This is a genomic window from Bradyrhizobium sp., from assembly GCF_016219575.1.
Lineage (GTDB): Bacteria > Pseudomonadota > Alphaproteobacteria > Rhizobiales > Xanthobacteraceae > Bradyrhizobium.
Genome location: NZ_JACRMG010000020.1, coordinates 171,196 through 194,869 on the forward strand (window position 1 = coordinate 171,196; position 23,674 = coordinate 194,869).

Sequence of the window (23,674 nt, forward strand, 5' to 3'; positions counted from 1 at the left end):
CGGTGCGTCATGCGCCCGCGGCCATTGCGCAGCCAGCCCCGAATATGTCATCTAGCCCGGCTTTTTCCGGCATTCCGTGCCTGCCGCCCAACGAAGACAGAGAGCCCCCGCAATGAGAAGCTTCCATTTCGCCGGCCGGTCGACCGTCCATGCCCAGAATGCGATGGTGGCGACCTCGCACCCGCTGGCGGCGCTGACGGCGATCGAGGTGCTGCGTGCCGGCGGTACGGCGGCGGACGCCGCGGTGGCGGCCTGCGCGCTGCTCGGTGTGATCGAGCCGCAATCGACCGGCATCGGCGGCGACTGCTTTGCGCTGTTGCAGAAAAAGGGCGAAGGCAAGATCACGGCCTATAACGGCTCCGGCCGCGCGCCGATGGCGGCGAAGGCGGAATGGTATCTCGAGCGCAAGATCAATTCGGTGCCGCTGACCTCCGCGCATGCCGTCAGCATTCCCGGCGCGGTCGATGCCTGGGAAGTCATTTTGCGCGACCACGGCAAGTTCGGCCTCGACCGGCTGCTGCAGCCGGCGATCGATGCGGCGGAGCAGGGCTATGTCGTGTCGCCGCGCATCGCCTTCGACTGGAAGAACCAGTTCGACAAGCTGAAGAAGGGCACCAACACCGAGCGTTATCTCTTGCCCGGCGGCAAGCCGGCGGTGGCCGGCGACGTCATCCACCAGCCTGAACTGGGCAAGACGCTACGGGCGATCGCCGGGAACGGCCGCGATGCCTTCTACAAGGGCGCGATCGCCGAGGACATGGTGGAGACGCTGCGCGGCATCGGCGGCCTGCATACGCTTGACGATTTCGCCGCCCACACCACCGAGACCACGCTGCCGATCGGCACCGACTACAAGGGTTATGAAGCCTGGCAGTGCCCGCCGAACGGTCCGGGCATCACCATGCTGGTCATGCTCAACATCCTCTCGCGTTTCGACCTGACGAAATTCGCGCCGCTCAGCGTCGAGCGTTTCCACATCGAGGCCGAGGCCGCCCGCATCGCCTACATGATGCGCGAGCAGTTCATTGCCGATCCCCAACAGGCCGACGTCGACGTGGCGCGGATTCTTGCGAAGAATTTTGCCGAGGAGCATGTCGGCAAGATCCGCATGGACCGCGTGCTGGAATTGCCGAATGTGGCGCCGCCGATGAACCCCTCGACGATCTATGTCACCGTGGTCGACAAGGACCGCAACGTCTGCTCGTTCATCAATTCGATCGCGCATTCCTTCGGCTCGGCGATCGTCTCCAACAAGACCGGCATCCTGCTGCAGAACCGCGCCGGCGGCTTCCGCATCCAGCCCGGCCACCCCAACTGCATCGCGCCGGGCAAGCGGCCGCTGCACACCATCATCCCCGGCCTTGCGACGAAGAACGGCCGCGCCATCATGCCGTTCGGCGTGATGGGCGGGCAGTACCAGCCGACCGGGCAGTGCCACGTGCTGACCAATATCCTCGACTATGGCTGCGACCTGCAGGAAGCGATCGACATGCCGCGCGGCCTGCACTACGAGGGCGTCTACCAGCTCGAGGACGGCGTGCCGGCGGACGTGGTGGAAGGGCTGAAGAAGCTCGGTCACAAGACCACCAGCATCGTCAGCCCCCTCGGCGGCGGCCAGGCGATCTGGATCGACTGGGACAAGGGCACGCTCACCGGCGGCTCCGATCCGCGCAAGGACGGCTGCGCGCTCGGCTACTAGAGCATGATCCCGAAAAGTGGGAACCGGTTTTCGGAAAAGATCATGCTCAGACGAAAGAATTCATTCAACGAGAGGCAACAGCAATGCGATCTTCCCGGCGCACCATCCTCACGACCATGCTCGGTGGCGTCGCCGCCGCGATCGCCACAAGCGCCGCGGCGCAGACCAAAGGAAAGTCCATGACCACAGCATCAGGTTTGCAGATCATCGACATCAAGGAAGGCGCCGGCGCCTCGCCGAAGCCGGGCCAGACCTGCGTCATGCATTACACCGGCTGGCTCTACGAGAACGGCCAGAAGGGCAAGAAATTCGACTCCTCGGTGGATCGCAACGAGCCGTTCGACTTCCCGATCGGCCAGGGCCGCGTCATCAAGGGCTGGGACGAGGGCGTCGCCAGCATGAAGGTCGGGGGAAAACGCACGCTGATCATTCCGCCCGCACTCGGCTACGGCGCGCGCGGTGCCGGCGGCGTGATCCCGCCGAATGCGACGCTGATGTTCGACGTCGAATTGCTCGCGGTGAAGTGAGGCGCGAAAGCTCTCTCGTCTCCCTCGCCCCGCACTTCGCGGGGAGAGGGCGGGGTGAGGGGTGTTTCGGCATCGGGACTCGTTGAGAGTCCCCCTCACCCGTATCGCATCTGCGATGCGATACGACCTCTCCCCGCAAGCGGGGCGAGGTAAGAAGAAGCCGGACGGGCAAGCAGAAGAAGGCCGGCCCCGATGGGACCGGCCTTTGACTCTCAGCTCGCTAATCGATCACAGTTTCTTGTTGGCGGCGGCCGCGGCGCGGTTCATCGCGTCCTTGGCGGCCTCTTTGGCATCGCCAAGCGCCTTCTGGCCCTTGCCCTTCATTTCCTGCAACGCGCCTTCGCCTTCGAGGCGCGCGTCGCCGGTGGCTTCGCCCAGACCCTGCTTGGCCTTGCCGATGGCCTCATTGGCAGTGCCCTTGATCTTGTCAGCCGTGCTACCCATTACTTTCTCCCTTTCGATGATTTGGGCTTCGGCGAGACAACGCAGCAATGCGCCAGCCGTTCCCGCAACGGTCTGGTTTGCTCCCGGCGTTTTCGCTAGGCTTGCAGGGAACGAAAACTCCCTTTGAAGGCGCCTCATGTCCGGTTCCCACGATCACACCCATCCGCACGACCATCACCACGATCACGCCGACATGGAACGCTGGAAGCATGACGGCGTGCGCGTCATTCCCGGCAACCAGCTCGATCCCAACGTACCGTCGACGCCTGGCATGGATCGCAAGGCGGCGATCAATTTCGCCCGCGCCGGCGCGCAGAAGCTGTGGGCGGGCACCGTCACCATCCGGCCCGACGCCAAGACCGGCGCGCACCATCACGGCCATCTCGAAAGCATCATCTATGTGGTGAAGGGCAAGGCGCGGATGCGCTGGGGCGAGAAGCTGCAGTTCACCGCCGAGGCCGGACCGGGCGATTTCATCTTCGTGCCGCCCTACGTGCCGCACCAGGAGATCAATGCCAGCCGCGACGAGGCGCTGGAATGCGTGCTGGTGCGCAGCGACGGCCAGGCGGTCGCGATCAATCTCGATATCGAGCCGGTGGAGAAGCCGGAGACGGTGCTGTGGGTCGATCCGGTGCACCGCGATCCAGCGGAGAGCAATTAGCTCCGGCCGGCGCCGATGCGGCCTGACGCCGGGGTCCCGCAATACCGGCAAGAAAATTAGCGAAGCCATGTCGGATCGCGGCAGGCCCGGGCGTCCTTGGGCCGGAACCCCCGCAAAGGAGCCCGCTATGGCCAGGATGATCTTCGTCAATCTGCCCGTCACAGACCTCGCGCGCGCCACCGCCTTCTATGAGGCGATCGGTGTCAAGAACCCGCAATTCTCCGACCACACGGCGTCCTGCATGGTGTTTTCCGACACCATCTACACCATGCTGATGACTCACGAGAAATACAGCCAGTTCACGTCCAGGAAGATCGCGGACGCCAAAACGACAAGCCAAGTATTGCTCTGCCTCTCCGCCGACAGCCGCAGCGAGGTTGATCGGATCGTGAGCAAGGCCGCCGACGCAGGCGGCGCCGCCGATCCCGGACCGAAGGACGAATACGACTTCATGTACGGCCGCAGCTTTGAGGATCCCGACGGCCATCTTTGGGGAGTGAATTGGATGGATGTCGAGGCTGCCACGGCGCAGTTCGCCACCGAGAACGCCTGACCGAAACCCATTCAAGGAGTATTGCCGATGTCGAAGATCACCCCCTGCCTGTGGTTTGGCAACGAAGCCGAAGAGGCCGCTGGCTTCTATGCGTCGCTGCTGCCCGATTCGAGGATCGAAAAGGTTCAGCGCGCGCCCGCGGATTATCCTCACGGCAAGGCCGGCCAGGCGATCATGGTGGAGTTCACGCTCGCAGGCCAGCGATTCACGGCGCTCAACGGCGGCATCCGCATGGAATACACCAACGCCGTCTCCTTCATGATCGATTGTGCCGACCAGGCCGAAGTCGATCGCCTTTGGGACGCGATACTGGCCCATGGCGGCAAGACCGAGCAGTGCGGTTGGATCCGGGATCGCTATGGCCTGGCCTGGCAGATCATCCCGACGGCGCTCGGAAAATACCTCGGCGGCTCTGACAAAGCCGGCGCACAGCGCGCGATGCAGGCGATGCTCGGCATGGTCAAGCTCGACATCGAGGGCCTGAAGCGCGCGTATGAGGGAAAATCGGCGGCGTAAGGCTGCCTGTCGGCGCCCGGCTTGTCCGGGCGACCCAGTGCGCCGGGATGCTGGAAGTTCACTCGACACGCCGCGGCGTACTGGATGCCCCGCATTCGCGGGGCATGACGGTCAGTAGTTGATCCTGAGCCCGATGCCGCCGTGTGCGGTATTGCCGACCGGCTGCGGCCCGAGCGTGCCGTTGACGAAGACGTCGAAGACCCAGCCCTTGCTGACGCGGAAGCCGAGCCGGCCGCCATATTCGAACCAGCCCTGATTGCCGATGGTCGGCGTCACCATGCCCTGGCCGGTGACGGCGGCGACGACGCCGGACTGCGTGCCGAAGGCATGGACGTAGCCGCCGTTGATATTGCCTTCGATGCCGTTGGTGATCAGGTGCGTCCATTGCCCGCCGATCTTGGCGAGCGTGGTCCTGTCGGTGCCGGAGTTGAAGGTGGTGTCGAACGGATTGAAAGCGATCGACTGGTCGGTATAGCCCTTGACCCGCTGCCAGAGCTGCCAGACCTCGACCGCGGCGGCGACCTCGTCGCGCGGCGATATCCGTCCGATCCAGCCGGCGCGGCCGTAGACCGCGTAATTCTCCGCGGTGGTGTTGCCGTCGACCGTCACTGCGCCGAGGCTGGTCTGGTAGCTGCGGCGGTATCGCACCTTTTCGTAAGGCGTCAGGATGGTGCCGATATCGAAGAACGGTCGCGACTTGCCCCAGTCCGTGAAGTCATAGCGCAGCGCCAGAGCGCCGATCGGTGCGGCAGTCACGCTGTAGCCGTTCTCGCCGTAATGCGTGTAGGCAAGGCCCGCGAGCAAAGCGAGATTGTCGGTGATGTTCTTGCGGCCGTGCACGCCCGCCGAGAACGAGCCGACCGAGCCGAAGGCGCTGACGCAGTCGTTGCAGTTGATCTGCTCGTTGATGCCGAGCAGCACCGTGCCGAGCACGCGGTTGGTGATCATCTGGTTGAAGCGCTGCTTGGCGACGTCGTTGACCCCGGCGCTGGGATCGGAACCCGTGAGGCAGGGCGGGGCTGCCGCGGCGGCCGGGCCGTCGCCAGGGGTGTCCAGCGCGGCGGCAGTGAAATTGTTGGTAGAGGTCGGGCTCGACGTCGATGTAGACGTCGAAGTGGACGTCGATGTCGAACACGACGTCGGCGCCGACTGCGCGTAGGCGACGCCGGATTCACCGCGCAGGAACAGCAGCGCGGCCGCCACCAGCAAGGTGGCGAAGACGATCCAGCTGCGGGAGAAGCCTGCCAAGATCACCTCCCGCACAGCATGCCGGTGGGATCGTCGACCACCGCCGGCGTGATCGTGGGCGTGCCCGCAAATTCGGTGGTGGTGCACAGCCCCGCCGTGGCGCCGCAGTTGCTCGCAAAGGTCCAGGGCGGGCTGTTGGACTTCTGGATCGTGACCTTGCCGTTGGCCGAGGAGGTGATGATCGCGGTGTCGCCGGGTTGGGTCAGCTCGATGCACTGGAAGTTCAGCGTGCAGACGCGCGAGGCGCCGTCCTGCAGCACGACCACGGTCCGGCCGCGCTGCGAAAGGATGTCGAGAATGGTTCCGCGTATGCCGATGGTCGCGAGCCCCGTGGTGATCTTGTAGGCGTTCTTGTCGGAATGGCCGGTGACGAAGCGGAACGCGCCGGTCGTCATGCGGATGGTGACGTCCTTGTAGCTGTGCTCGTCGTTGAAGACGGTGCGGTCGAGCGTGATCGAGGAATTCGCGCCCAGCGACAGATTGGTGGAGTCGATCATCACCAGCCGCGTCGCGCTGGCGGTGCCGGTGCGCACGGTCTCGTTGCGCAACACGGCATCGCCGACATTGATCTGGGTGCCGCCCGTTCCGGAAACGCGGATCACCTCGTTCTGGACCACGGCCGCTTCGCCGACGCGCGCGGGCGCCTGCGCGGAAGCGATACCGATTTCCGACGAGATACAGATCGTCAGCGCCGCAAGAATGTAGTTACGCCAATTCATTTCCCACCGTACAATCTGCGCATCTATTTAGCGGATTGTGCGGGCCAGCCATGTAGTATTATTGCCACAAGTCCCACACACTTTCCCGGCCCGTCGATTAGTGATCTCCAGACGCAAATCGGTTCGAAAAGAAAAGGCGCGCAATGTCGAGCGCGCCGAAGACACAATTTTGCCCGAAAGTGCCGACGGGGCCGCGGGCAAATCCGGGTCTGTTCCGCATAGTCCTATCGGCATGGTTGCAGCCATTGCGGCTGCAATCTTCGTCGTCGCGCATCTATTGCTGCTGATCGGGTTAACCACGCCGGACAAGATTGCATTTGACGAAGTGCATTATGTTCCGGCGGCCAAGCAATTGCTCGAGAAGGGGCCGCACGCGCCTCTGCTCAACCCGATGCATCCGCCGCTCGCCAAGGAATTCATGGCGGTCTCGATCAAGGTCTTTGGCGACAATCCGCTTGGCTGGCGCTATCCGGGCGTCGTGTTCGGCGCGCTCGCCATCGTCGCGATCTATCTGTGCGGGCTGGCACTGTTCGCCTCGCAGGGTGCTGCGCTGGCGGCCGCGGCGCTGACCTTCCTCAACCAGATGGTTTTCGTGCAGTCGCGCATCGCCATGCTCGACATCTATGCGCTGACCTTCGATCTGTTCGGCATTGCCGCGTTCATTCACGGCTACAACAGGCAGAGGCCTGAAATCGCGTTCGGCCTGGCCGGGCTCGCCTTCGGTCTGGCCGGCGCCAGCAAATGGAGCGGGTTCTTTCCGCTCGGCGTTGCGATTGCGATCGTTGCCTTCGTATATCTGCTGCAGGGATGGCGTACGCAATTTGCCGAACCGGACGCGCAGGACTGGTACCGGCCCGATCGCTGGCCGGAGTTTCGCTACCATCACTTTGCGCTTTGCTTCATCCTCGTGCCGGCCGTCGCGTACTTCATCGTCTGGATTCCGGTGACGGGGTTCTCGGTCTCGGCCTTGATCGAGGCGCAGCGCCGCATCTTTGCGGAAAATTCCGCTTCGCATCCCCCTCATCTCTACATGAGCTCGTGGCCGTCCTGGCCGCTGCTGATGCGGCCGATCTGGTATCAGTTCGACAAGCTGGCGGACGAGCGCTTTCAGGCCATCGTCTTCCTCGGCAATCCCCTGATCCTCTGGCCGGCGCTGGCGGCGCTCGCCATCTGCGCGCGGGATTTCATCGTCGCGCGGCGGACGCAGGCATTCCTCATTCTCGCGTTTTACATCGGCCCGTGGCTCGCCTGGGCGACGCTGCCGCGCACCATCGGCTTCATCTATTACTACCTGCCGTCGGCGACGGTGGCGTCACTGGCGCTGGTCTATGTGCTGACGCAGGGCGAACGCGCGCCGCCGCGCTGGGCGCTATGGGCGTTCGTTGTGGCTTCGGCGGCAGGCTTCCTTGCCCTGCTGCCGATCTCGGCGTCGTCAATGGGAACGTCGATGCAGACCTATCAGCGCCTGATGATTTTTCAGAGCTGGATCTAGATCAGAACCAGTTGAACCAGGCCAGCCTGCGCCAGGAAATGTTGTGGCGGTGAAGGTGCGGTATGTAGAGCGGGAACGGCTCCCAATAAGCATACTGCCGATATTGCTTCTTGGCGTAGCGGCGAGCTTTGCGCGGCTTCGCATCGGTCGTTGCGGGGACGGCGCCTTCCACGGTCTTCGGCATGATCGAGGGACGCGGCACGCTGGCCGGGCGATCGTTCGGACCCGCGGCAGGCGTGGCGGCGTTGGCGGGAGCGGCCGCATTGGCCGTCTCTCCGGCGCTGCCGCGGACGGGCGCAAAGGCGAGCAGGGCTGCAAAGGCGATACCGAGCGAGCGCGTCTTCATGGCCGTGGTCCTTGCCTTGGGGTGTCCGCCCGCCGGTGAGGCGGGCGGATCGCATGGTGCCGTTATTTCTCGGCGGTCTTGCTGACGTCCATATTGACCACCTGAACGCGGCGGTTGGTCGGATCCATCGGCGCGTTCGCATCCTTCGGCTTGGTCTTGCCGTAGCCGACGGTCACGAGGTCGCTGCCGTTGATGCCGTACTTCTCGGTCAGGTACTTCTTGATGGTGTCGGCGCGCCGCTCCGACAGGCCCTGATTATATTCCTCGCCGCCGATCGCATCGGTGTGGCCGGCGACCACGAAGGTCGAGCCCTTCAGGCTCGGGTCGGACAGCGCCTTGCCGAGTTCCTGCACCGCCTGCACCGAGGTCTTGCTGATGTCGGCCGAGTTGTAGTCGAAGCGGATTTCGAGATCGATCTTCGGCTTGTTCGCCGCGAGCTGCGCGACTTCCTCACGCTCGCCGAGCGAGAGCGACCGCGTCGAGCGGTTGCGCAGCGAGTTGACGAATTTCGCTTCCTTGGCCTGAACCGCGGTGTCGACCTGCTGGGTGCCCGCCGACAGGCCGCGGGTCAGCGGCTTCGGCTGCAGTGCCTTGGAGATCTGATCGGCGGAAATGACGTTGTCGCCGGCCAGCGCCAGGCCTGCCGTCATCGACAGCGCGGCGCCGAGCGCAATGGCCGTAATTCCGGAAAGTCTGGAAATGCTGGTCATGGTCGTCTTCCTTTGGGGTTACGCCTGCAAATGTTGCCTGCATGCGTCTTGGATGGTGGGACCTTAGGGCAGGTTCAAAGCGCCGAATGTGACTTAAGTCACTGGTAAACCGCGGCGATCTCCCTGCTTTTCGTCGTCGGCTGGGTAGCCGCGCGGCGCCGCAAGGCGGCTGAGGCGATGTTAGCCCCTCGCCAGTGTCGGTGTCTGCGCATTTCGTCCGTTTCGGTGGTTTTGCCTGCGAATTCGCTCGTTTCACCTCGCGTCGCATCGTCTTTTGCGCCGGTTCGATCCGCTTCGTCGGCTGTGTGATATAGATCACGGTAGCTACATTAAGAAGTGTTCAGATTGCTCCCCATGGATCGGGCCTCATTCGCGAGGCGAAGTTTCGGGTCAAGGGAGAACGAAGATGCGCTACTTGATCGCCGCCCTGTCAGCCGCAAGCCTGCTCATCAGCGCCAGCACGGATGCCTTCGCCGACAAGCGTGTTGCCTTCGTCGTCGGCAACGGCGCCTACAAGAATGTGCCCGCGCTGCCCAATCCGGCCGTCGACGCCCGGTCGATGGCCAAACTGCTCCGCAACGTCGGCTTCGAGGTGGTCGAGGGTTCGAACCTCTCCCGCGACAGGATGACGGAAAAGCTCCTGGACTTCGGCAAGAAGGCGGAAGGCGCCGACGTGGCGCTGTTCTTCTATGCCGGCCATGGCATTGCCGTGAACGGCGCCAACTACCTGCTGCCCATCGATGCCGACCTCAAGTCCGAGATGGACGTCAAGCTCGGCGCCGCCATCAATGTCGACCTCACCCTCGAACAGACCATGGCCGATGCCAAGGTCAAGCTGGTGTTCCTGGACGCCTGCCGCGACAACCCCTTCGCGGCCAAGATCCGTTCCGCCAAGGCGACACGCAGCGCCAATGTGGGAAGCGGCCTCGCCGAGATGAAGTCGGGCGAAGGCACGCTGCTCGCCTTCGCCACCGGCCCCGGCCAGACCGCGCTGGACGGCGAATCCGGCACCAACAGCCCCTTCACCCGCGCGCTGCTCGCCAACATTGCCCAGCCCGGCGTCGAGATCCAGCAGGCCATGACCAAGGTCCGCGCCCAGGTCAACGAGGAGACCTCGAAGGGCCAGCTGCCCTGGGGGCACACCAACCTGATCGGGTCAGTTTATCTCAATCCCGCCAAGTCGGCCGGCGGCGCGACCGAAGCGCCGAACACGCCGGCCCCGACTTCCGTCGCCGCTTCCGAGGTCGAGCTCGAGTTCTGGCGCTCGATCAAGGACTCCAACAAGGTCGAGGAGTTTAATGCCTACCTGACCAGCTATCCCAGCGGCACCTTCAAGTCGATCGCGCTGTCCCGTGTCGCTGCGCTGCAGGATGGTCCATCCAACGCCACCCGCAACCTCACCACCGGCACCGATATCGACCAGGCGGTCTTCTCGGACGAAGCCACGCAGGTGACCGAAGACCAGCTCGGCCTGAGCAAGACGCAGCGCCGCGACGTGCAGCGCCGCCTCACGGGCCTCGGCTTCGACGTCAAGGCGACCGGCAAGTTCGATGAGGCCACCCGCGCCGTCATCACCCGCTGGCAGGCCGCCCGCGGCTATCCGAAGACCGGCTACCTCAACGCCATGCAGCACAAGGCGATGCAGTCCGAGATCCTCGCCACCCGCGTCGCCTCCAGCGATGACAGCTCCGACGACGAGCCGCGCGCGTCGCGTCGGCGCAGTGGTGGCGGCGGCGGCGGTTATCGCCGCAGCGGTGGCGGCGGCCCGCCCAATCTCTTCCGGATGATGCCCATGTTCCGGTGAGTTGCTCCGAAACGAGACAGCAAGGCGGCCCTCGAAGGCCGCCTTGCTTTTTTGGCGACGCCGTTCCCCGTCGTCGTTCATGCAGGCGACACGATTGTTCCGTCGCCGAAACTTTCGCCCGTACAAAAACGGATGAACGCGCGCTGCATCAACTTCGCGCTTTACAGTTTCAAATCACAATGCTGGTCTTGATAAGTCGCGCGAGTGCCGATCTGCGAACACGAATTCGACCAGAAGGGACGATAATGAGGTTTCTTCGCGAAGAAAAAGCGCTCAGAAGCGAAGCAGGGGCCGTGTTGCAGTCAGTCAAGCAGGTGAAAAGGCAGAGCGAGTACCAGGGTTTTCGCGCGGGTCCCACGGACCAGTCAGGTTCCAGCCACACCATGCCGATCGTGATCGGCGCAGCGATGATCGCAGCCGCGATCCTGCTGTCCACGCTGATCACCGCGCTCGGCCAGCGCTATGTCGGGTTCGAAACGCCCAACGAGGAAAGCGCCTGGCTGATCGACCGCCTCACCGGCAGCGTCTACAAGTGCTCGGTCGCCGAGCGCGGCAAGGCGTCCTGCGAGGCGCCCGATGTTGCGACCGGCAGTATCCTCGGCCGGGGCAAGCGCTGAGGCGGCCGGGCGGGATGTTCGGCCGGGCGAATCCGGCTAAGTTCCGGGGCCCATGCCCCGCAGGACCGAACCCCTTCCACTGACCAAGTCACAGGCGCGCCGCATCTGGTTGCAGGCACAGCGGCTGGACAGGGTGGCGCCGTTCGGCGAGGGACCGGCCGCCACGGCGGCTGCGGTCGAGCACCTCGGCTATGTCCAGATCGACACCATCAACGTGATCGAGCGCTGCCACCACCACATCCTCTATAGCCGCATCCCGGCCTATCGCCGCGCCGACCTCAAGCAGGCGCAGAGCGTCGACAAGAGCGTGTTCGAATACTGGACGCATGCCCTGTCCTATGTGCCATCGAGGGATTTCCGCTACTTCATGCCGCTGATGCGCGAGCACAAGCGTGAGGGGCACCAATGGTATGCCTCGGTCAAGCCCGCCGACATGCGCAAGGTGATGCGGCTTATCAAGGCCGGTCCGTTGACCATCCGCGACATCGAGGACGACGTGCTGACCGAAAAGGAGCATCTCTGGCAGAGCCGGAAGCCGTCGAAACACGCCCTGGAGCTTGCCTTCTACACCGGTGCGCTTGCAGTCAGCGAGCGCAACGGCATGCTCAAGACCTACGAGTTGATGATGCGGCATTTCGGCTGGGACGAGCCGCCGAAGACGGCGAGTGCCGGGGAAGTCGCCGCCTATCTGCTCGACCGCAGCCTTCGGGCGCAGGGCGTGGTGAGCCTGGATTCGATCTGCCATCTCGACGCGCCGAGCAAGCCCGCGGTGCGCCGCGCGATCGAGGCCCGCGTTCGCAGGAAGGAACTGCTACCGGTCGCGATCGACGGCGCGGGCAAGCAGGAACACTGGGCGCGGCCGGAGGCGCTGGAAGGTGCAGGCGAGGGCGCTGCGCCTCTCGTGCACATCCTCTCGCCCTTCGATCCCCTGATCATCCAGCGCAAGCGCACCGAGCTCATCTTCGGCTACGGCCACAAGTTCGAGGCCTATGTGCCCAAGGCCAAACGGGTTCTCGGTTACTTCGCGCTTCCCGTTCTGGTGGACGATGAGATCGTCGCTGCGCTCGATCTCAAGACCGACCGCCAGAACAAAAAGCTCCTGATGCAGAAATGGAACTGGGTCGGCCCCGGCAAGGCAGCGAAAGGCGAGGCGCGGAAAGCATTGAAGCGCCGCATCGAGGAGGAACTCGATCGTTTCGAGAAGTTCCAGCTGGATGAGTAGGGCGGATTAGCGAAGTCGTAGGGTGGGCAAAGCGCAGCGTGCCCACCTTTGCGGGCGAGAACTGGAAGGTGGGCACGGCGCAAGCGCGCCTTTGCCCACCCTGCGGTATCACCCGCGCTTCACCGCCGTGAATCTTGCCCCGCCCATCGCCTTGCGCTGCACGAGATCGACGAACAGCACGTAGGACCGGTAGAAATCATCGTGGCCGGACGGCGTGCCGGCGGCCTGCGCCTCGCCGCGCAATTTTTCATACATGCGCAGCCGCTCGCCGAGGATCACGCCCCACGATTCCGTCTCGTCCTCGACCGCCTCGATTTCGAAACCGGCGCCGCGCAGCAGTTCGGCGTGACGGTCGATGCCAACAAGCGTGGCCGCCGCCATGCCGTCCCACAGCAATTGCCGCTGCGCCTCCGACAACGGCCGGTGCACGATCCAGTTGGTGAAGGCGATCCGCCCGCCCGGACAGAGGACGCGATGCGCCTCGGCAAAGGCGCGCGCGATGTCGGGCACATGCAGCAGCGCTTCCTGGCTGACCACGGCATCGTGGCTTGCGTCCGGCAGCGGCAAATCCATCACATTGCCTTCGAGCACCCGCACCTGGCCGTCCAGCCCGACGCGCCGCGACAGCTCAGCGGCGCCTGCAACCCGCGCCGGCGTCAGCTCGATGCCGGTGACGATGGCGCCATAGCGGTGCGCTAGATAGCGTGCCGGCCCGCCGAGGCCCGCGCAGAGATCGACCACCTTGCTGCCGATGCCGATCCGCGCCGCCAGAGCCAGCGCATCGTTGGCGGCGAGCCCGCCATAATGGTCCTGGTCGTGCGCAAACAGATCGTCCGGCTGCAGCCCCTCCAGCGTTCCGCGCGCCGCTTCGAGCTTGGCCAGGATGATCTGCGCCGAGATCGGGTGGCGATCGTAGAAGTCGACGGCCGAGCGGATCTGAGAGGTCATGCGGACTCCATCGCGTAGCGCCAGCACCATACCCCTTTGCCGGGCGGTTCACCGGGCAGAGGGCCAGCTCGCGTAAACTCACCATTAACTCACATACATGTGTCTACTGACGATTATTGACATTCGTCAGTGAACACTCGATACTTCTCAGCAAAGCTCAGCCACAGGGGTATCCGATGTTGGTCCGATCGATTTTATCGAGCTATCTCAGACTGTTGACGGGTGCGTTGCTGGCCGCTTCGGCGATCGCGCTGACCGGCTGCCAGGAATCGACGGCCGAGAAGGTCGTCCCTGGACGCCCCGTTCTGGTCGCCACCGTCAAATATGAAGCCGCTTCCCCCGAGCGCAGCTTCGTCGGCACCATCAAGCCCCGGATCGAGACCGACATGGGCTTCCGGGTCCCCGGCAAAGTGGCAAAACGCCTCGTCGAGGTCGGCCAGACCGTCGAACTCGGCCAGTCCCTGGCGCTGCTCGATGAAGTCGATCTGAAGCTGCAGGCCGAGCAGGCGCAGGCCGAATTCTCCGCCGCCACCGGCGTACAGGCGCAGGCGTCAGCCGCCGAGCAGCGCGCGAAGGACCTCCGCGCCAAGGGCTGGACCACCGATGCGCAGATGGATTCGGCGCGCGCCGCCGCCGACGAGGCGAGGGCTCGGCTCAATCGTGCCGAGCGCCAGGTCGAGTTGACCAAGAACTCTCTTTCCTATGCGACGCTGGTGGCCGATGCCCGCGGCGTCGTCACCGCGACGCTGATCGAGCCTGGCCAGGTGGTTGCCGCGGGCCAGTCCGCGATCCGCGTCGCGCGCTTTGCCGAGAAGGAAGCCGTCGTTGCGATCCCGGAGACGCTGGTCGGCCGCGCCAAGGAAGGCGTCGCCTCCGTCACGCTGTGGTCGGAGCCGGACAAGAAATATGCGGCCAAGCTGCGCGAGATCGCGCCGTCGGCCGATCCCGCCACGCGCACCTACCTCGCAAAGTTCTCGCTGCCGGGCGCCGGCGACAATGTCTCGCTCGGCATGACCGCGACGCTCACGCTCGCCGATCCCGCGACCGATCGCGTGGCCAAGCTGCCGTTGTCCGCACTCTATAACCAGGGCGGCAGCGCCTCGCTCTATGTCGTCGATGCCGCCGGCAACATCGCGCTGAAGCCGGTGACGGTGAAAGCCTACGAGTCCGGCAACGTCGTCATCGCCGACGGTGTCGACGAAGGCGCCAGGGTCGTCGCCCTCGGCGTGCAAAAGCTCGATCCCGCGCAAAAGGTGCGCGTGGTGTCGTCATTGTCGTTCTAGTTGGCTGTCATTCCGGGATGGTCCGAAAGACCAGACCCGGAATCTCGAGATTCCGGGTTCGATGCTTCGCATTGCCCCGGAATGACGAAGAGAGGATTTCATTAGGAGAGCGAGATGAAAAACTTCAATCTCTCAAGCTGGGCCGTCAGCCATCCGACCCTGGTCCTGTTCCTGATGATCATCCTCGGCGTCGCCGGCTACTTCTCTTACCAGAAGCTCGGCCGCGCCGAGGATCCGTTCTTCACGGTGAAGGTGGTCAACGTCTCCGCGATCTGGCCCGGCGCCACCGCGCAGGAGATGCAGACCCAGGTCGCCGATCCCATCGAGAAGAAGCTACAGGAGCTGCCCTTCTTCGAGAAGGTGCAGACCTATTCGAAGCCGTCCTTCACCGCGATGCAGGTGACGTTCCGCGATTCCACCCCGCCGAAGGACGTGCCCTATCTCTTCTATCTCCTGCGCAAGAAGTTGGTCGACGTGCAGGACCAGCTGCCTGCAGGCCTGCTCGGCCCCGTCGTCAACGACGAATTCTCCGACGTCGACTCCATCCTCTACATGATGACCGGCGACGGCGCCGATTACGCGCAGCTGAAGAAGACCGCCGAAGGCCTGCGCCAGAAGCTGTTGAAGGTGAACGGCGTCACCAAGGTCAATCTTTACGGCACCCAGGCCGAGCGCATCTTCGTCGAATTCTCCCACGCCAAGCTCGCTACCCTCGGCATCACGCCGCAGGCGCTGTTCGACTCGCTCGCCAAGCAGAACAACGTCACGCCCGCCGGCACGGTGGAAACCTCGGCGCAGCGCGTGCCCTTGCGCGTCACCGGCGCGCTCGACGGCGCCAAGGCCGTGGCGGAAAGCCCGGTCGAGAGCAACGGCCGCGTGTTCCGTTTGGGCGACATCGCCACCGTCACCCATGGCTACGTGGATCCGCCGTCCTTCATCGTGCGCCAGGAAGGCAGGCCCGCGCTCGGCATCGGCGTCGTCACCGCCAAGGGCGCCAACATCCTGGAGCTCGGCAAGGACGTCGAGACCGCCACCAAAGACTTCATGAAGGCGGTGCCGCAGGGCATCGAGGTCGAGCAGATCGCCGACCAGCCCAAGGTCGTCGAGCATGCCGTCGGCGAGTTCGTGCACTCCTTCATCGAGGCGCTCGCCATCGTTCTGTTCGTCTCCTTCGTGGCGCTGGGCTGGCGCACCGGCATCGTGGTGGCCGCCTCCGTGCCGCTGGTGCTCGCCATCGTCTTCATCGTGATGAGTGCGATGGGGCTCGACCTGCACCGCATTACGCTCGGCGCGCTGATCATCGCGCTCGGCCTGCTGGTGGATGATGCCATCATCGCGGTCGAGATGATGGTGGTGAAGATGGAGCAGGGCTGGGACCGCATCCGCGCCGCCTCCTTTGCCTGGGAGTCCACCGCGTTCCCGATGCTGACGGGCACGCTGGTCACCGCGGCCGGCTTCCTGCCGATCGGTTTCGCCAATTCCGCGGTCGGCGAATATGCCGGCGGCATTTTCTGGATCGTCGCGATCGCCCTGGTCGCCTCCTGGTTCGTCGCCGTGATCTTCACGCCCTATATCGGTGTCAAGCTGCTGCCGAACCTCGCCCACCATGCCAGCCACGATCCGCATGCGGTTTATGAGACCCGCATCTATCGCGGGCTGCGCGCCGTCGTGCAGTGGTGCGTAGATCACAGGATCAAGGTGGTGCTTGCCACCGTCGGCGTGTTCGTGCTGTCCATTATCGGGTTCGGCAATGTGCAGCAGCAGTTCTTCCCGCTGTCCGAGCGGCCGGAGCTGTTCCTGCAGCTGCGCCTGCCGGAAGGCACCGCCTTCAACGTCACCGAAAAGACGGTGAAGAAGGCCGAGGAACTGCTGAAGGGCGACAAGGACATCAATACCTATACCGCCTATGTCGGCCAGGGTTCGCCGCGGTTCTGGCTCGGCCTCAATCCGCAGCTGCCGAACGAGGCTTTTGCCGAGATCGTCATTGTCTCGAAGGACGTCGAGGCGCGCGAGCGCATCATGGCTAGAATCGAGAAGGCGGTCGCCGACGGCGCCCTGCCGGAGGCGCGCGTCCGCGTCGACCGCTTCAATTTCGGCCCGCCGGTCGGCTACCCCGTGCAGTTCCGTGTCATCGGCCCCGACGCCAACAAGGTGCGCGACATCGCCTATCAGGTGCGCGACGTCGTCCGCTCCAACAAGAACGTCAAGGAAGTCCAGCTCGACTGGAACGAGCAGTCGCCTTACCTCAAGCTGGTGGTGGACCAGGACCGCGCCCGCGCGCTGGGCCTGACCCCGCAGGAGGTGTCGCAGTCGCTCGCCATGCTGATCTCCGGCGCGCAGGTGACGACCGTGCGCGACGGCATCGAGAAGGTCGGCGTGGTCGCCCGCGCCGTTCCCTCCGAGCGGCTCGATCTCGGCAAGGTCGGCGATCTCACCATCACCTCGCGGGGCGGCATCGCCGTGCCGTTGCAGCAGATCGCCAAGATCGAATACGCCCACGAGGAGCCGATCATGTGGCGGCGCAACCGCGACATGGCGATCACCGTGCGCACCGACGTCGTCGACGGCGTGCAGGCGCCCGACGTGACCAACCAGATCTGGCCCAGGCTGAAGGACATCCGCGACAGCCTCGAACCGGCCTACCGGATCGAGCCGGGCGGGGCGTTCGAGGAATCGGCGAAGGGTAACGCCTCGATCTTCATCCTCTTCCCGGTGATGGTCATGGTGATGCTGACGCTGCTGATGATCCAGCTGCAGAGCTTCTCGCGTTTGACGCTGGTGTTCCTCACCGCGCCGCTCGGCATCGTCGGCGCTTCGCTCGGCCTCAACGTCGCCAACCAGCCGTTCGGTTTCGTGGCGCTGCTCGGCCTGATCGCGCTGGCCGGCATGATCATGCGCAACACCGTGATTCTGGTCGACCAGATCGAGACCGACGTCGCCCACGGCATGACGCGCCGCGAGGCGATCGTGGAGGCCACCGTCCGCCGCGCCCGCCCGGTGGTGTTGACCGCGCTGGCCGCGATCCTGGCCATGATCCCGCTGTCGCGCTCGGCATTCTGGGGCCCGATGGCGATCACCATCATGGGCGGACTGTTCGTGGCAACCTTCCTGACGCTCCTGTACCTGCCGGGCCTCTATGCCCTCTGGTTCAGGAAGAGCCTGGAAGAGAGCGGCGCCGGCGAGCAGCCGGCTCCCGCGCCGCAGCATGGCAAGGACGAACAACTCGCATTTCCGCTTGCCGAGGCCGCGGAATAATTGAACATTGAGATCAGGATCATGACGCTAGTTTCCGAACATCCCGAAACCGACACCCGCGAGCGCATCCTCGTGGTGGCGGAGCGTCTGTTCCGGCAGATCGGCTACCAGAAGACCACGGTCGCCGACATCGCCAAGGAATTGCGGATGAGCCCCGCCAACGTCTATCGCTTCTTCGATTCGAAGAAGTCGATCCACGAGAGCGTGGCCCGTGCGCTGATGGGCGAGGTCGAGACCGAAGCGCGGCGGATCGCGGCGCAGCCGGGACCTGCGAAGCCTCGCTTGCGCGAACTGCTCAAGACCATCAATCGCATGAACACGGAGCGCTATGTCGGCGATTCCAAGCTGCACGAGATGGTCGCGATCGCGATGGAGGAGGACTGGGACGTCTGCGTCACCCATATCGAATGCATCGCGGGCATCATCGGCGAGGTCATCGCGCAGGGCGTGGCGTCCGGCGACTTCGAGGCTCCCGACCTGCCGCTGACTGCGCTCTGCACCTGCACCGGCATGATCCGCTTCTTCCATCCGCAGATGATCGCCCAGGCCGTCAACAAGCCCAGCGCCACGATCGACCAGATGGTCGATTTCCTCTTCCGGGCGCTGGAGCCGCGCAACGCGAAATAGCCTCCCGGCGGGATAGCCGGTATAAGCGTCATTGCGAGCGTAGCGAAGCAATCCAGGGTCCCGCATCGGGATAGATGGATTGCTTCGTCGCCGTCGCTCCTCGCAATGACGGAACAGAACAACGTGACCGAAAAAGTCCTCCACTACTACGAGCCCGCCAAGGGCCACGGCCTCAAGCACGACCCCTTCAACGCCATCATCGCACCGCGCCCGATCGGCTGGATCTCCTCCCGCGATGCAAAGGGCCACGTCAACCTCGCGCCCTACAGCTTCTTCAACGCCTTCTGCTACAAGCCGCCGATCATCGGCTTCTCCTCCACCAACTGGAAGGACAGCGCGGGCAATATCCAGGAGACCGGCGAGTTCGTCTGGAATCTCGCCACGAGGGACCTGGCGCAGCAGATGAACGCCACCGCCGCCCACGTCGCCCAAGACGTCAGCGAGTTCAGTATCGCCGGCCTCACCGCCGTACCCTGCAAGCTCGTCAACGTGCCGCGGGTCGGCGAAAGCCCGGTCGCCATGGAGTGCAAGCTGACCCAGATCATTCAGCTCAAGGGCGCCAATGGCGAGAAGGCGCAGGCTTGGGTCACCTTCGGCGAGGTCGTCGCCGTCCATATCGACAAGGCCCTGATCAAGGACGGCGTCTACCAGACCGCGTTGGCCAGGCCGATCGTCCGCGCCGGCCGCAGCGGCGACTACTTTGAGATCAAGCCGGAAAACATGTTCGAGATGGTCCGGCCGGATTGATCGGCAATTCCGGGCACACGGGACGATGACAACTGAACCGCTCTTCTGCCATGATGGCGAGCAGGGTCACGCAGGAGCGGGGAGAGCGATGCGGGGTACTTTCATTTCGCGCATTTTATTTGGATCATTTCTTGTAGCTGCACTGGTGTCGAGCCCATGGAAGTTGGGGTCTGCTTCCGGTGTCACGGAGGCCCTCGCACAGGTGCCGTCCTCGGCAAGGCCCGGCATCCGCTCTTGCGCCGAGCGCGGCAGTATGCGCTCGGAGCATTCGAGGGAGCCGACCAAGGTCACCTTCGTCAACAAGTCCGGCATGTACCGCGCGTTGATGTGGATCGACTTCAAGGGAGGCTTCAAGGACTATGGCGGCTTGAACTCCGGCGAACAGAAGACCATCAGTACCTTCCGGACCCATCCCTGGATGATTACGGACGGCCCGGGCAATTGTATCCAGATCATCCTGCCGGCCGCCGAACCCGGAACGGTTGCGCTGAAGTAACAGCATGCCGGCGGGTGACGTTCGGCGTTGAGCGGCAAGCTGCCGCAATAGCTCGCGTTTCCGGAACGGAATCCGGACCTTGCCGTTAACAAAGCGCAACTCCGGCCGCGTCAAATTCGCTTCATTTTCAAGGCGAAGTGTTCACCCGGGACAGGCAGTTTCCGCTAGAATTCCCGCCATCTGCGCCGAACCATGAGGGCCCCCGCCATGAGCTTTCGCCGCGACTACATCACCAGACCGATTTTCTCCTTTGCCCGCGGCGTGCTGCCGCCGATGTCCGACACCGAGCGCGAGGCGCTCGAGGCGGGCGACGTCTGGTGGGATGCCGATCTCTTCACCGGCAATCCCGACTGGTCGAAGCTCCTGGCCAACGCGCCGGCCGCGCTGACCGAGGAGGAGAAGGCTTTCCTCAACGGCCCCGTCGACGAGCTCTGCGCCATGCTCGACGACTGGAAAATCAACTGGGAGTGGCGCGACCTGCCCCCGGAGGCCTGGGACTTCATCAAGCGCCACAAGTTCTTCGGCATGATCATCCCGAAGGAGTTCGGCGGGCTCGGCTTCTCGCCCTATGCGCATTCCGAAGTCGTGCGCAAGCTGTCCTCGCGCTCGCTGGCGGCCGCCGTCACGGTGATGGTGCCGAACTCGCTCGGGCCCGGCGAATTGCTGATGCGCTTCGGCACGAAAGAACAGCAGGACCGCTGGCTGCCGCGTCTCGCTGACGGCCGCGACATTCCCTGCTTCGGTCTCACCAGCCCCGAGGCCGGCTCGGATGCGGCCTCGATGATCGACACCGGCATCATCTGCAAGGGCACCTTCGAGGGCCGCGAGGTGATCGGCCTGAGGCTGAACTGGCACAAGCGCTACATCACGCTCGGCCCGGTCTCGACGCTTTTGGGTCTCGCCTTCAAGGCCTATGACCCCGACCATCTCGTAGGCCCCGAGGAAGACCTCGGCATCACCGTGGCGCTGATTCCGACGCACCTTCCCGGCGTCCGGATCGGCCATCGCCATCTGCCGGCGATGCAGGTTTTCCAGAACGGCCCGAACTGGGGCCACGATGTCTTCATACCCCTCGACTACATCATCGGCGGCCAGGAGCGGCTGGGCCAGGGCTGGAAGATGCTGATGACGGCGCTCGCCGCCGGCCGCGGCATTTCGCTGCCGTCACTCTCCGCGGCCGGCGCCGCCTATGCCGCGCGCACCACAGGCGCCTATGCCCGCATCCGCGAGCAGTTCGGCATCTCGATTTCGAAGTTCGAGGGCATCGAGGAGCCGCTCGCCCGCATCGCCGGAACGGCCTATCTGCTCGATGCTGCGCGCCGGCTGACCTGCGCTGCGCTCAATCAGGGTCATCATCCCGCAGTCATCTCGGGGATCATGAAGCTCCATGCCACCGAGCGCATGCGCATCGTGATCGACGACGCCATGGATATACACGGCGGCAAGGCCGTGATCGACGGTCCGCAGAACTACATGGGCAGCCTCTACCGCGCGGTGCCGGTCGGCATCACGGTGGAGGGTGCCAACATCCTCACCCGCAATCTCATCGTGTTCGGGCAGGGCGCCATCCGTGCCCATCCATATCTGCTCGCCGAGATGAACGCGCTACGCGACGAGGATCGCACGCGTGGGCTTGAAGCGTTTGACAAGTCCCTCTGGAGTCATGTCGGCCACAGCTTCCGGACGCTGTTCCGCGCCTGGGGCCGCAGCTGGAGCGGCGGCATCTTCGCGCCGGCGCCGGAGGCGGGCGCTGCGACGCGCTTCTACCGCCAGCTCTCGCGCTACTCATCGGCCTTTGCGCTTGCCGCCGACATGGCGTTGCTCACGCTCGGCGGCGCGCTGAAGCGCAAGGAAATGCTCTCCGCGCGGCTCGGCGACATCCTCTCGGAGCTCTATCTTCTCTCCGCCGCACTGAAGCGCTGGGAAGACGAGGGCCGCCAGCAGGCCGATTTCCCCGCGCTCGAATGGTGCATGGCGAGCGGCTTCAAGACGATCGAGAATCGCCTCGCCGAAATCCTCGGCAATCTGCCCAACCGTTTCGTCGCCGTGCTCCTGAAATTTTTCCTGCAGCCGTGGGGTGCACGCGTGCTCGGGCCCACCGATCGCGTGGTGCATCAATGCGCCCAGCTCATCCTCGAGCCGTCGGCGGCGCGCGAGCGCCTGACGCCGGATCTCTCCCATGTCGATGACGACCGCGGCGTGGCGCGGCTGGAAAAGGCATTCCGGCTTTATGCGGCTTCCGAGGATATCCGCAAGCGGCTGCATGCCGCGCGCATCCACGAATGGAAGGAAGGTGTGAAGAAAGGCGTCATCACCCAGGCCGAGGGCGAGAAACTCGCCGCCGCGCATGACGCCGTCATGATGGTGATCGAGGTCGACGATTTCGCGCCCGAGGCGCTGTCGCCGATTTACAAGAAGAGCGCCGATGTGCATCAATTCTTCCAGGAGTTGGGTGAGCAGAGGGCGGCGAGCTGATGGCGCGACCGGTTTTCATCATCGACGGCAGCCGGACGCCGTTCATCAAGGCTCGCTCGGGTCCAGGTCCCTTCACCCCCGTCGATCTTGCCGTGCAATGCGGCCGGCCGCTCTTGGCGCGGCAGCCCTTTGCGCCCACCGCCTTCGACCAAGTGATCCTCGGTTGCGTCAACGTCATTGCCGACGAGATGAACCCGGCGCGCGTGGCGGCGCTACGGCTCGGCATGGGCGAGAAGATGGTCGCCTTCACCGTGCAGATCAATTGCGGCTCCGGCATGCAATCGATCGACACGGCCTATCGTTACATCCGCGAAGGCGCCGCCGATCTGATTCTGGCCGGCGGGGCGGAAGCACTGAGCCACGCGCCGCTGGTCTGGCCGCAGGCCGGCGTGCGTTGGTTTGCGGGGCTGGCAGGCGCACGCGGCCTTGGCGCGAAGATCATGGCGGCGCTGAAAGCAAGACCGTCCGATTTCAAGCCGATCATTGGGCTGGAGCGCGGGCTCACCGATCCCATCACCGAGCTCAACATGGGCCAGACCGCCGAAGTCGTCGGACAGCTATTCGGCATCACGCGCGAGCAATCCGATGCCTATGCCGCCGAGAGCCACAGGCGGCTGGCGCATGCGCAGGCCGACGGTTTCTTGAAAGGCGAGCTCGAGATCGCATTTTCGCGCGATGGCAAGTTCTACGACCACGATGACGGCGTGCGTCCCGATTCGACCGCGGAGTCGCTGGCGAAACTGAAGCCGGTATTCGAGCGTCCGTGGGGCCAGGTCACCGCCGGCAATTCCTCGCAGATCACCGACGGCGCGTCCTGGGTCATCCTCGCCTCCGAGGAAGCCGTGGTGAAGCACGGGTTGACGCCGAAGGCCGCGATCATCGACAGTCAGTGGTCGGCGCTCGATCCCTCCATCATGGGCCTCGGCCCGGTGTTGTCGGCGACCGCGCTGCTCAAGCGCAACGATATCACCCTGCAGGACGTCGAAACCTGGGAGTTAAACGAGGCGTTCGCCACGCAGGTGCTCGGCTGCCTCGCCGCGTGGAACGACGAAAAATTTTGCAAGGAAGTGCTCGGCCTCGACGGTGCGGCTGGCGAGCTTGACCGCGCCAAACTCAATGTCGATGGCGGGGCGATCAGCCTCGGCCATCCCGTCGGCACCTCCGGCAACCGCATCGTGCTGCATCTGGTCAACGCCATGAAGCGGCTCGGCACCCGCCGCGGCATCGCTACCGAATGCATCGGCGGCGGGCTGGGCGGCGCCATGCTGATCGAGATGGTGTGACC

The 23,674-nt window shown here is 64.4% G+C and carries 22 protein-coding genes; 16 read left to right on the top strand and 6 right to left on the bottom strand.

All coding sequences use genetic code 11. From position 1 onward, the window contains the following. The first annotated feature begins 112 nt into the window (after positions 1-112). Positions 113-1,699, top strand: coding sequence for a gamma-glutamyltransferase (ggt, locus tag HZB49_RS17705; RefSeq protein WP_291613614.1), 1,587 nt, complete (start codon positions 113-115; stop codon positions 1,697-1,699). 116 nt (positions 1,700-1,815) lie between these two features. Further along, a complete protein-coding gene (locus HZB49_RS17710; protein WP_291613761.1) occupies positions 1,816-2,226 on the top strand; it encodes an FKBP-type peptidyl-prolyl cis-trans isomerase in 411 nt (136 codons plus the stop codon). Positions 2,227-2,454: 228 nt separating this feature from the next. Here HZB49_RS17710 and HZB49_RS17715 read toward each other — a convergent pair whose 3' ends face one another. Next, positions 2,455-2,670: a CsbD family protein gene (locus HZB49_RS17715; RefSeq protein ID WP_291613616.1), complete on the bottom strand. Its 216-nt coding sequence runs from the start codon at positions 2,668-2,670 to the stop codon at positions 2,455-2,457. Between the two features lie 136 nt (positions 2,671-2,806). On the opposite strand from HZB49_RS17715, the gene HZB49_RS17720 reads away from it, so the two are divergent. From HZB49_RS17720 to HZB49_RS17730, 3 genes are all read left to right on the top strand, one after another. Further along, positions 2,807-3,331, top strand: a complete 525-nt coding sequence (locus tag HZB49_RS17720; RefSeq protein WP_291613618.1) for a cupin domain-containing protein — start codon at positions 2,807-2,809, stop codon at positions 3,329-3,331. Between the two features lie 127 nt (positions 3,332-3,458). After that, complete coding sequence (locus tag HZB49_RS17725) at positions 3,459-3,884, top strand: VOC family protein (protein ID WP_291613620.1); 426 nt, start codon at positions 3,459-3,461, stop codon at positions 3,882-3,884. Between the two features lie 27 nt (positions 3,885-3,911). Beyond that, positions 3,912-4,400, top strand: coding sequence for a VOC family protein (locus HZB49_RS17730; protein ID WP_291613622.1), 489 nt, complete (start codon positions 3,912-3,914; stop codon positions 4,398-4,400). 111 nt (positions 4,401-4,511) lie between these two features. Here the strand turns inward: HZB49_RS17730 and HZB49_RS17735 are convergent, their stop codons facing one another. Beyond that, positions 4,512-5,648, bottom strand: coding sequence for a hypothetical protein (locus tag HZB49_RS17735; RefSeq protein ID WP_291613624.1), 1,137 nt, complete (start codon positions 5,646-5,648; stop codon positions 4,512-4,514). Between the two features lie 2 nt (positions 5,649-5,650). Beyond that, complete coding sequence (locus HZB49_RS17740) at positions 5,651-6,367, bottom strand: FecR family protein (protein ID WP_291613627.1); 717 nt, start codon at positions 6,365-6,367, stop codon at positions 5,651-5,653. Between the two features lie 232 nt (positions 6,368-6,599). On the opposite strand from HZB49_RS17740, the gene HZB49_RS17745 reads away from it, so the two are divergent. Further along, on the top strand, positions 6,600-7,859 hold the full coding sequence (locus HZB49_RS17745; protein WP_291613629.1) for a phospholipid carrier-dependent glycosyltransferase: 1,260 nt from the start codon (positions 6,600-6,602) through the stop codon (positions 7,857-7,859). A gap of 1 nt (position 7,860) precedes the next feature. Here the strand turns inward: HZB49_RS17745 and HZB49_RS17750 are convergent, their stop codons facing one another. Together HZB49_RS17750 and HZB49_RS17755 are read right to left on the bottom strand one after the other, a co-directional pair. After that, a complete protein-coding gene (locus HZB49_RS17750) occupies positions 7,861-8,205 on the bottom strand; it encodes a hypothetical protein (RefSeq protein WP_291613631.1) in 345 nt (114 codons plus the stop codon). Between the two features lie 62 nt (positions 8,206-8,267). Then, positions 8,268-8,915, bottom strand: coding sequence for an OmpA family protein (locus HZB49_RS17755; protein WP_291613633.1), 648 nt, complete (start codon positions 8,913-8,915; stop codon positions 8,268-8,270). Between the two features lie 406 nt (positions 8,916-9,321). On the opposite strand from HZB49_RS17755, the gene HZB49_RS17760 reads away from it, so the two are divergent. The 3 genes from HZB49_RS17760 to HZB49_RS17770 all read left to right on the top strand — a co-directional run bounded on the left by HZB49_RS17760 (position 9,322) and on the right by HZB49_RS17770 (position 12,558). Beyond that, on the top strand, positions 9,322-10,719 hold the full coding sequence (locus tag HZB49_RS17760; RefSeq protein WP_291613635.1) for a caspase family protein: 1,398 nt from the start codon (positions 9,322-9,324) through the stop codon (positions 10,717-10,719). A 383-nt stretch (positions 10,720-11,102) separates the two neighbouring features. Beyond that, positions 11,103-11,336, top strand: coding sequence for a hypothetical protein (locus HZB49_RS17765; RefSeq protein WP_291613764.1), 234 nt, complete (start codon positions 11,103-11,105; stop codon positions 11,334-11,336). A 52-nt stretch (positions 11,337-11,388) separates the two neighbouring features. Further along, complete coding sequence (locus HZB49_RS17770; protein WP_291613637.1) at positions 11,389-12,558, top strand: crosslink repair DNA glycosylase YcaQ family protein; 1,170 nt, start codon at positions 11,389-11,391, stop codon at positions 12,556-12,558. 108 nt (positions 12,559-12,666) lie between these two features. On the opposite strand, the gene HZB49_RS17775 is transcribed toward HZB49_RS17770, so the two are convergent. Then, positions 12,667-13,506: a class I SAM-dependent methyltransferase gene (locus tag HZB49_RS17775; RefSeq protein WP_291613639.1), complete on the bottom strand. Its 840-nt coding sequence runs from the start codon at positions 13,504-13,506 to the stop codon at positions 12,667-12,669. 176 nt (positions 13,507-13,682) lie between these two features. Here HZB49_RS17775 and HZB49_RS17780 point away from each other — a divergent pair, with 176 nt between their 5' ends. The 7 genes from HZB49_RS17780 (at position 13,683) to HZB49_RS17810 (ending at position 23,672) form a co-directional block, all read left to right on the top strand. After that, complete coding sequence (locus HZB49_RS17780; RefSeq protein WP_291613640.1) at positions 13,683-14,789, top strand: efflux RND transporter periplasmic adaptor subunit; 1,107 nt, start codon at positions 13,683-13,685, stop codon at positions 14,787-14,789. 114 nt (positions 14,790-14,903) lie between these two features. Next, positions 14,904-18,044 (top strand): efflux RND transporter permease subunit, encoded by a 3,141-nt coding sequence (locus HZB49_RS17785; RefSeq protein ID WP_291613642.1) that lies wholly within the window; start codon positions 14,904-14,906, stop codon positions 18,042-18,044. A 21-nt stretch (positions 18,045-18,065) separates the two neighbouring features. Beyond that, positions 18,066-18,671 carry a TetR/AcrR family transcriptional regulator gene (locus HZB49_RS17790; RefSeq protein WP_291613644.1) on the top strand — a complete coding sequence of 202 codons (606 nt, stop codon included), beginning with the start codon at positions 18,066-18,068 and terminating at the stop codon, positions 18,669-18,671. A gap of 123 nt (positions 18,672-18,794) precedes the next feature. Beyond that, positions 18,795-19,418: a flavin reductase family protein gene (locus HZB49_RS17795; protein ID WP_291613646.1), complete on the top strand. Its 624-nt coding sequence runs from the start codon at positions 18,795-18,797 to the stop codon at positions 19,416-19,418. A 253-nt stretch (positions 19,419-19,671) separates the two neighbouring features. Continuing rightward, on the top strand, positions 19,672-19,914 hold the full coding sequence (locus HZB49_RS17800) for a hypothetical protein (protein ID WP_291613648.1): 243 nt from the start codon (positions 19,672-19,674) through the stop codon (positions 19,912-19,914). A gap of 207 nt (positions 19,915-20,121) precedes the next feature. Then, a complete protein-coding gene (locus tag HZB49_RS17805) occupies positions 20,122-22,389 on the top strand; it encodes an acyl-CoA dehydrogenase (RefSeq protein WP_291613650.1) in 2,268 nt (755 codons plus the stop codon). Beyond that, the gene (locus HZB49_RS17810) at positions 22,389-23,672 is read left to right on the top strand and encodes an acetyl-CoA C-acetyltransferase (RefSeq protein ID WP_291613652.1); all 1,284 of its coding nucleotides are present in this window, start codon (positions 22,389-22,391) and stop codon (positions 23,670-23,672) included. The genes HZB49_RS17805 and HZB49_RS17810 overlap by 1 nt, the downstream gene beginning before the upstream one ends. Positions 23,673-23,674: the final 2 nt, after the last annotated feature.

Excerpts from the sequence above, each read along its gene's own strand:
- HZB49_RS17750 (WP_291613631.1), bottom strand. The coding sequence starts at position 8,205 with ATGAAGACGCGCTCGCTCGGTATCGCCTTTGCAGCCCTGCTCGCCTTT.
- HZB49_RS17745 (WP_291613629.1), top strand. The coding sequence starts at position 6,600 with ATGGTTGCAGCCATTGCGGCTGCAATCTTCGTCGTCGCGCATCTATTG.
- HZB49_RS17760 (WP_291613635.1), top strand. The coding sequence starts at position 9,322 with ATGCGCTACTTGATCGCCGCCCTGTCAGCCGCAAGCCTGCTCATCAGC.
- HZB49_RS17715 (WP_291613616.1), bottom strand. The coding sequence starts at position 2,670 with ATGGGTAGCACGGCTGACAAGATCAAGGGCACTGCCAATGAGGCCATC.
- HZB49_RS17765 (WP_291613764.1), top strand. The coding sequence starts at position 11,103 with ATGCCGATCGTGATCGGCGCAGCGATGATCGCAGCCGCGATCCTGCTG.
- HZB49_RS17775 (WP_291613639.1), bottom strand. The coding sequence starts at position 13,506 with ATGACCTCTCAGATCCGCTCGGCCGTCGACTTCTACGATCGCCACCCG.
- HZB49_RS17805 (WP_291613650.1), top strand. The coding sequence starts at position 20,122 with ATGAGCTTTCGCCGCGACTACATCACCAGACCGATTTTCTCCTTTGCC.
- ggt (WP_291613614.1), top strand. The coding sequence starts at position 113 with ATGAGAAGCTTCCATTTCGCCGGCCGGTCGACCGTCCATGCCCAGAAT.
- HZB49_RS17730 (WP_291613622.1), top strand. The coding sequence starts at position 3,912 with ATGTCGAAGATCACCCCCTGCCTGTGGTTTGGCAACGAAGCCGAAGAG.
- HZB49_RS17710 (WP_291613761.1), top strand. The coding sequence starts at position 1,816 with ATGCTCGGTGGCGTCGCCGCCGCGATCGCCACAAGCGCCGCGGCGCAG.
- HZB49_RS17770 (WP_291613637.1), top strand. The coding sequence starts at position 11,389 with ATGCCCCGCAGGACCGAACCCCTTCCACTGACCAAGTCACAGGCGCGC.
- HZB49_RS17740 (WP_291613627.1), bottom strand. The coding sequence starts at position 6,367 with ATGAATTGGCGTAACTACATTCTTGCGGCGCTGACGATCTGTATCTCG.
- HZB49_RS17780 (WP_291613640.1), top strand. The coding sequence starts at position 13,683 with ATGTTGGTCCGATCGATTTTATCGAGCTATCTCAGACTGTTGACGGGT.
- HZB49_RS17785 (WP_291613642.1), top strand. The coding sequence starts at position 14,904 with ATGAAAAACTTCAATCTCTCAAGCTGGGCCGTCAGCCATCCGACCCTG.
- HZB49_RS17810 (WP_291613652.1), top strand. The coding sequence starts at position 22,389 with ATGGCGCGACCGGTTTTCATCATCGACGGCAGCCGGACGCCGTTCATC.
- HZB49_RS17790 (WP_291613644.1), top strand. The coding sequence starts at position 18,066 with ATGACGCTAGTTTCCGAACATCCCGAAACCGACACCCGCGAGCGCATC.
- HZB49_RS17725 (WP_291613620.1), top strand. The coding sequence starts at position 3,459 with ATGGCCAGGATGATCTTCGTCAATCTGCCCGTCACAGACCTCGCGCGC.
- HZB49_RS17755 (WP_291613633.1), bottom strand. The coding sequence starts at position 8,915 with ATGACCAGCATTTCCAGACTTTCCGGAATTACGGCCATTGCGCTCGGC.
- HZB49_RS17800 (WP_291613648.1), top strand. The coding sequence starts at position 19,672 with ATGCGCTCGGAGCATTCGAGGGAGCCGACCAAGGTCACCTTCGTCAAC.
- HZB49_RS17720 (WP_291613618.1), top strand. The coding sequence starts at position 2,807 with ATGTCCGGTTCCCACGATCACACCCATCCGCACGACCATCACCACGAT.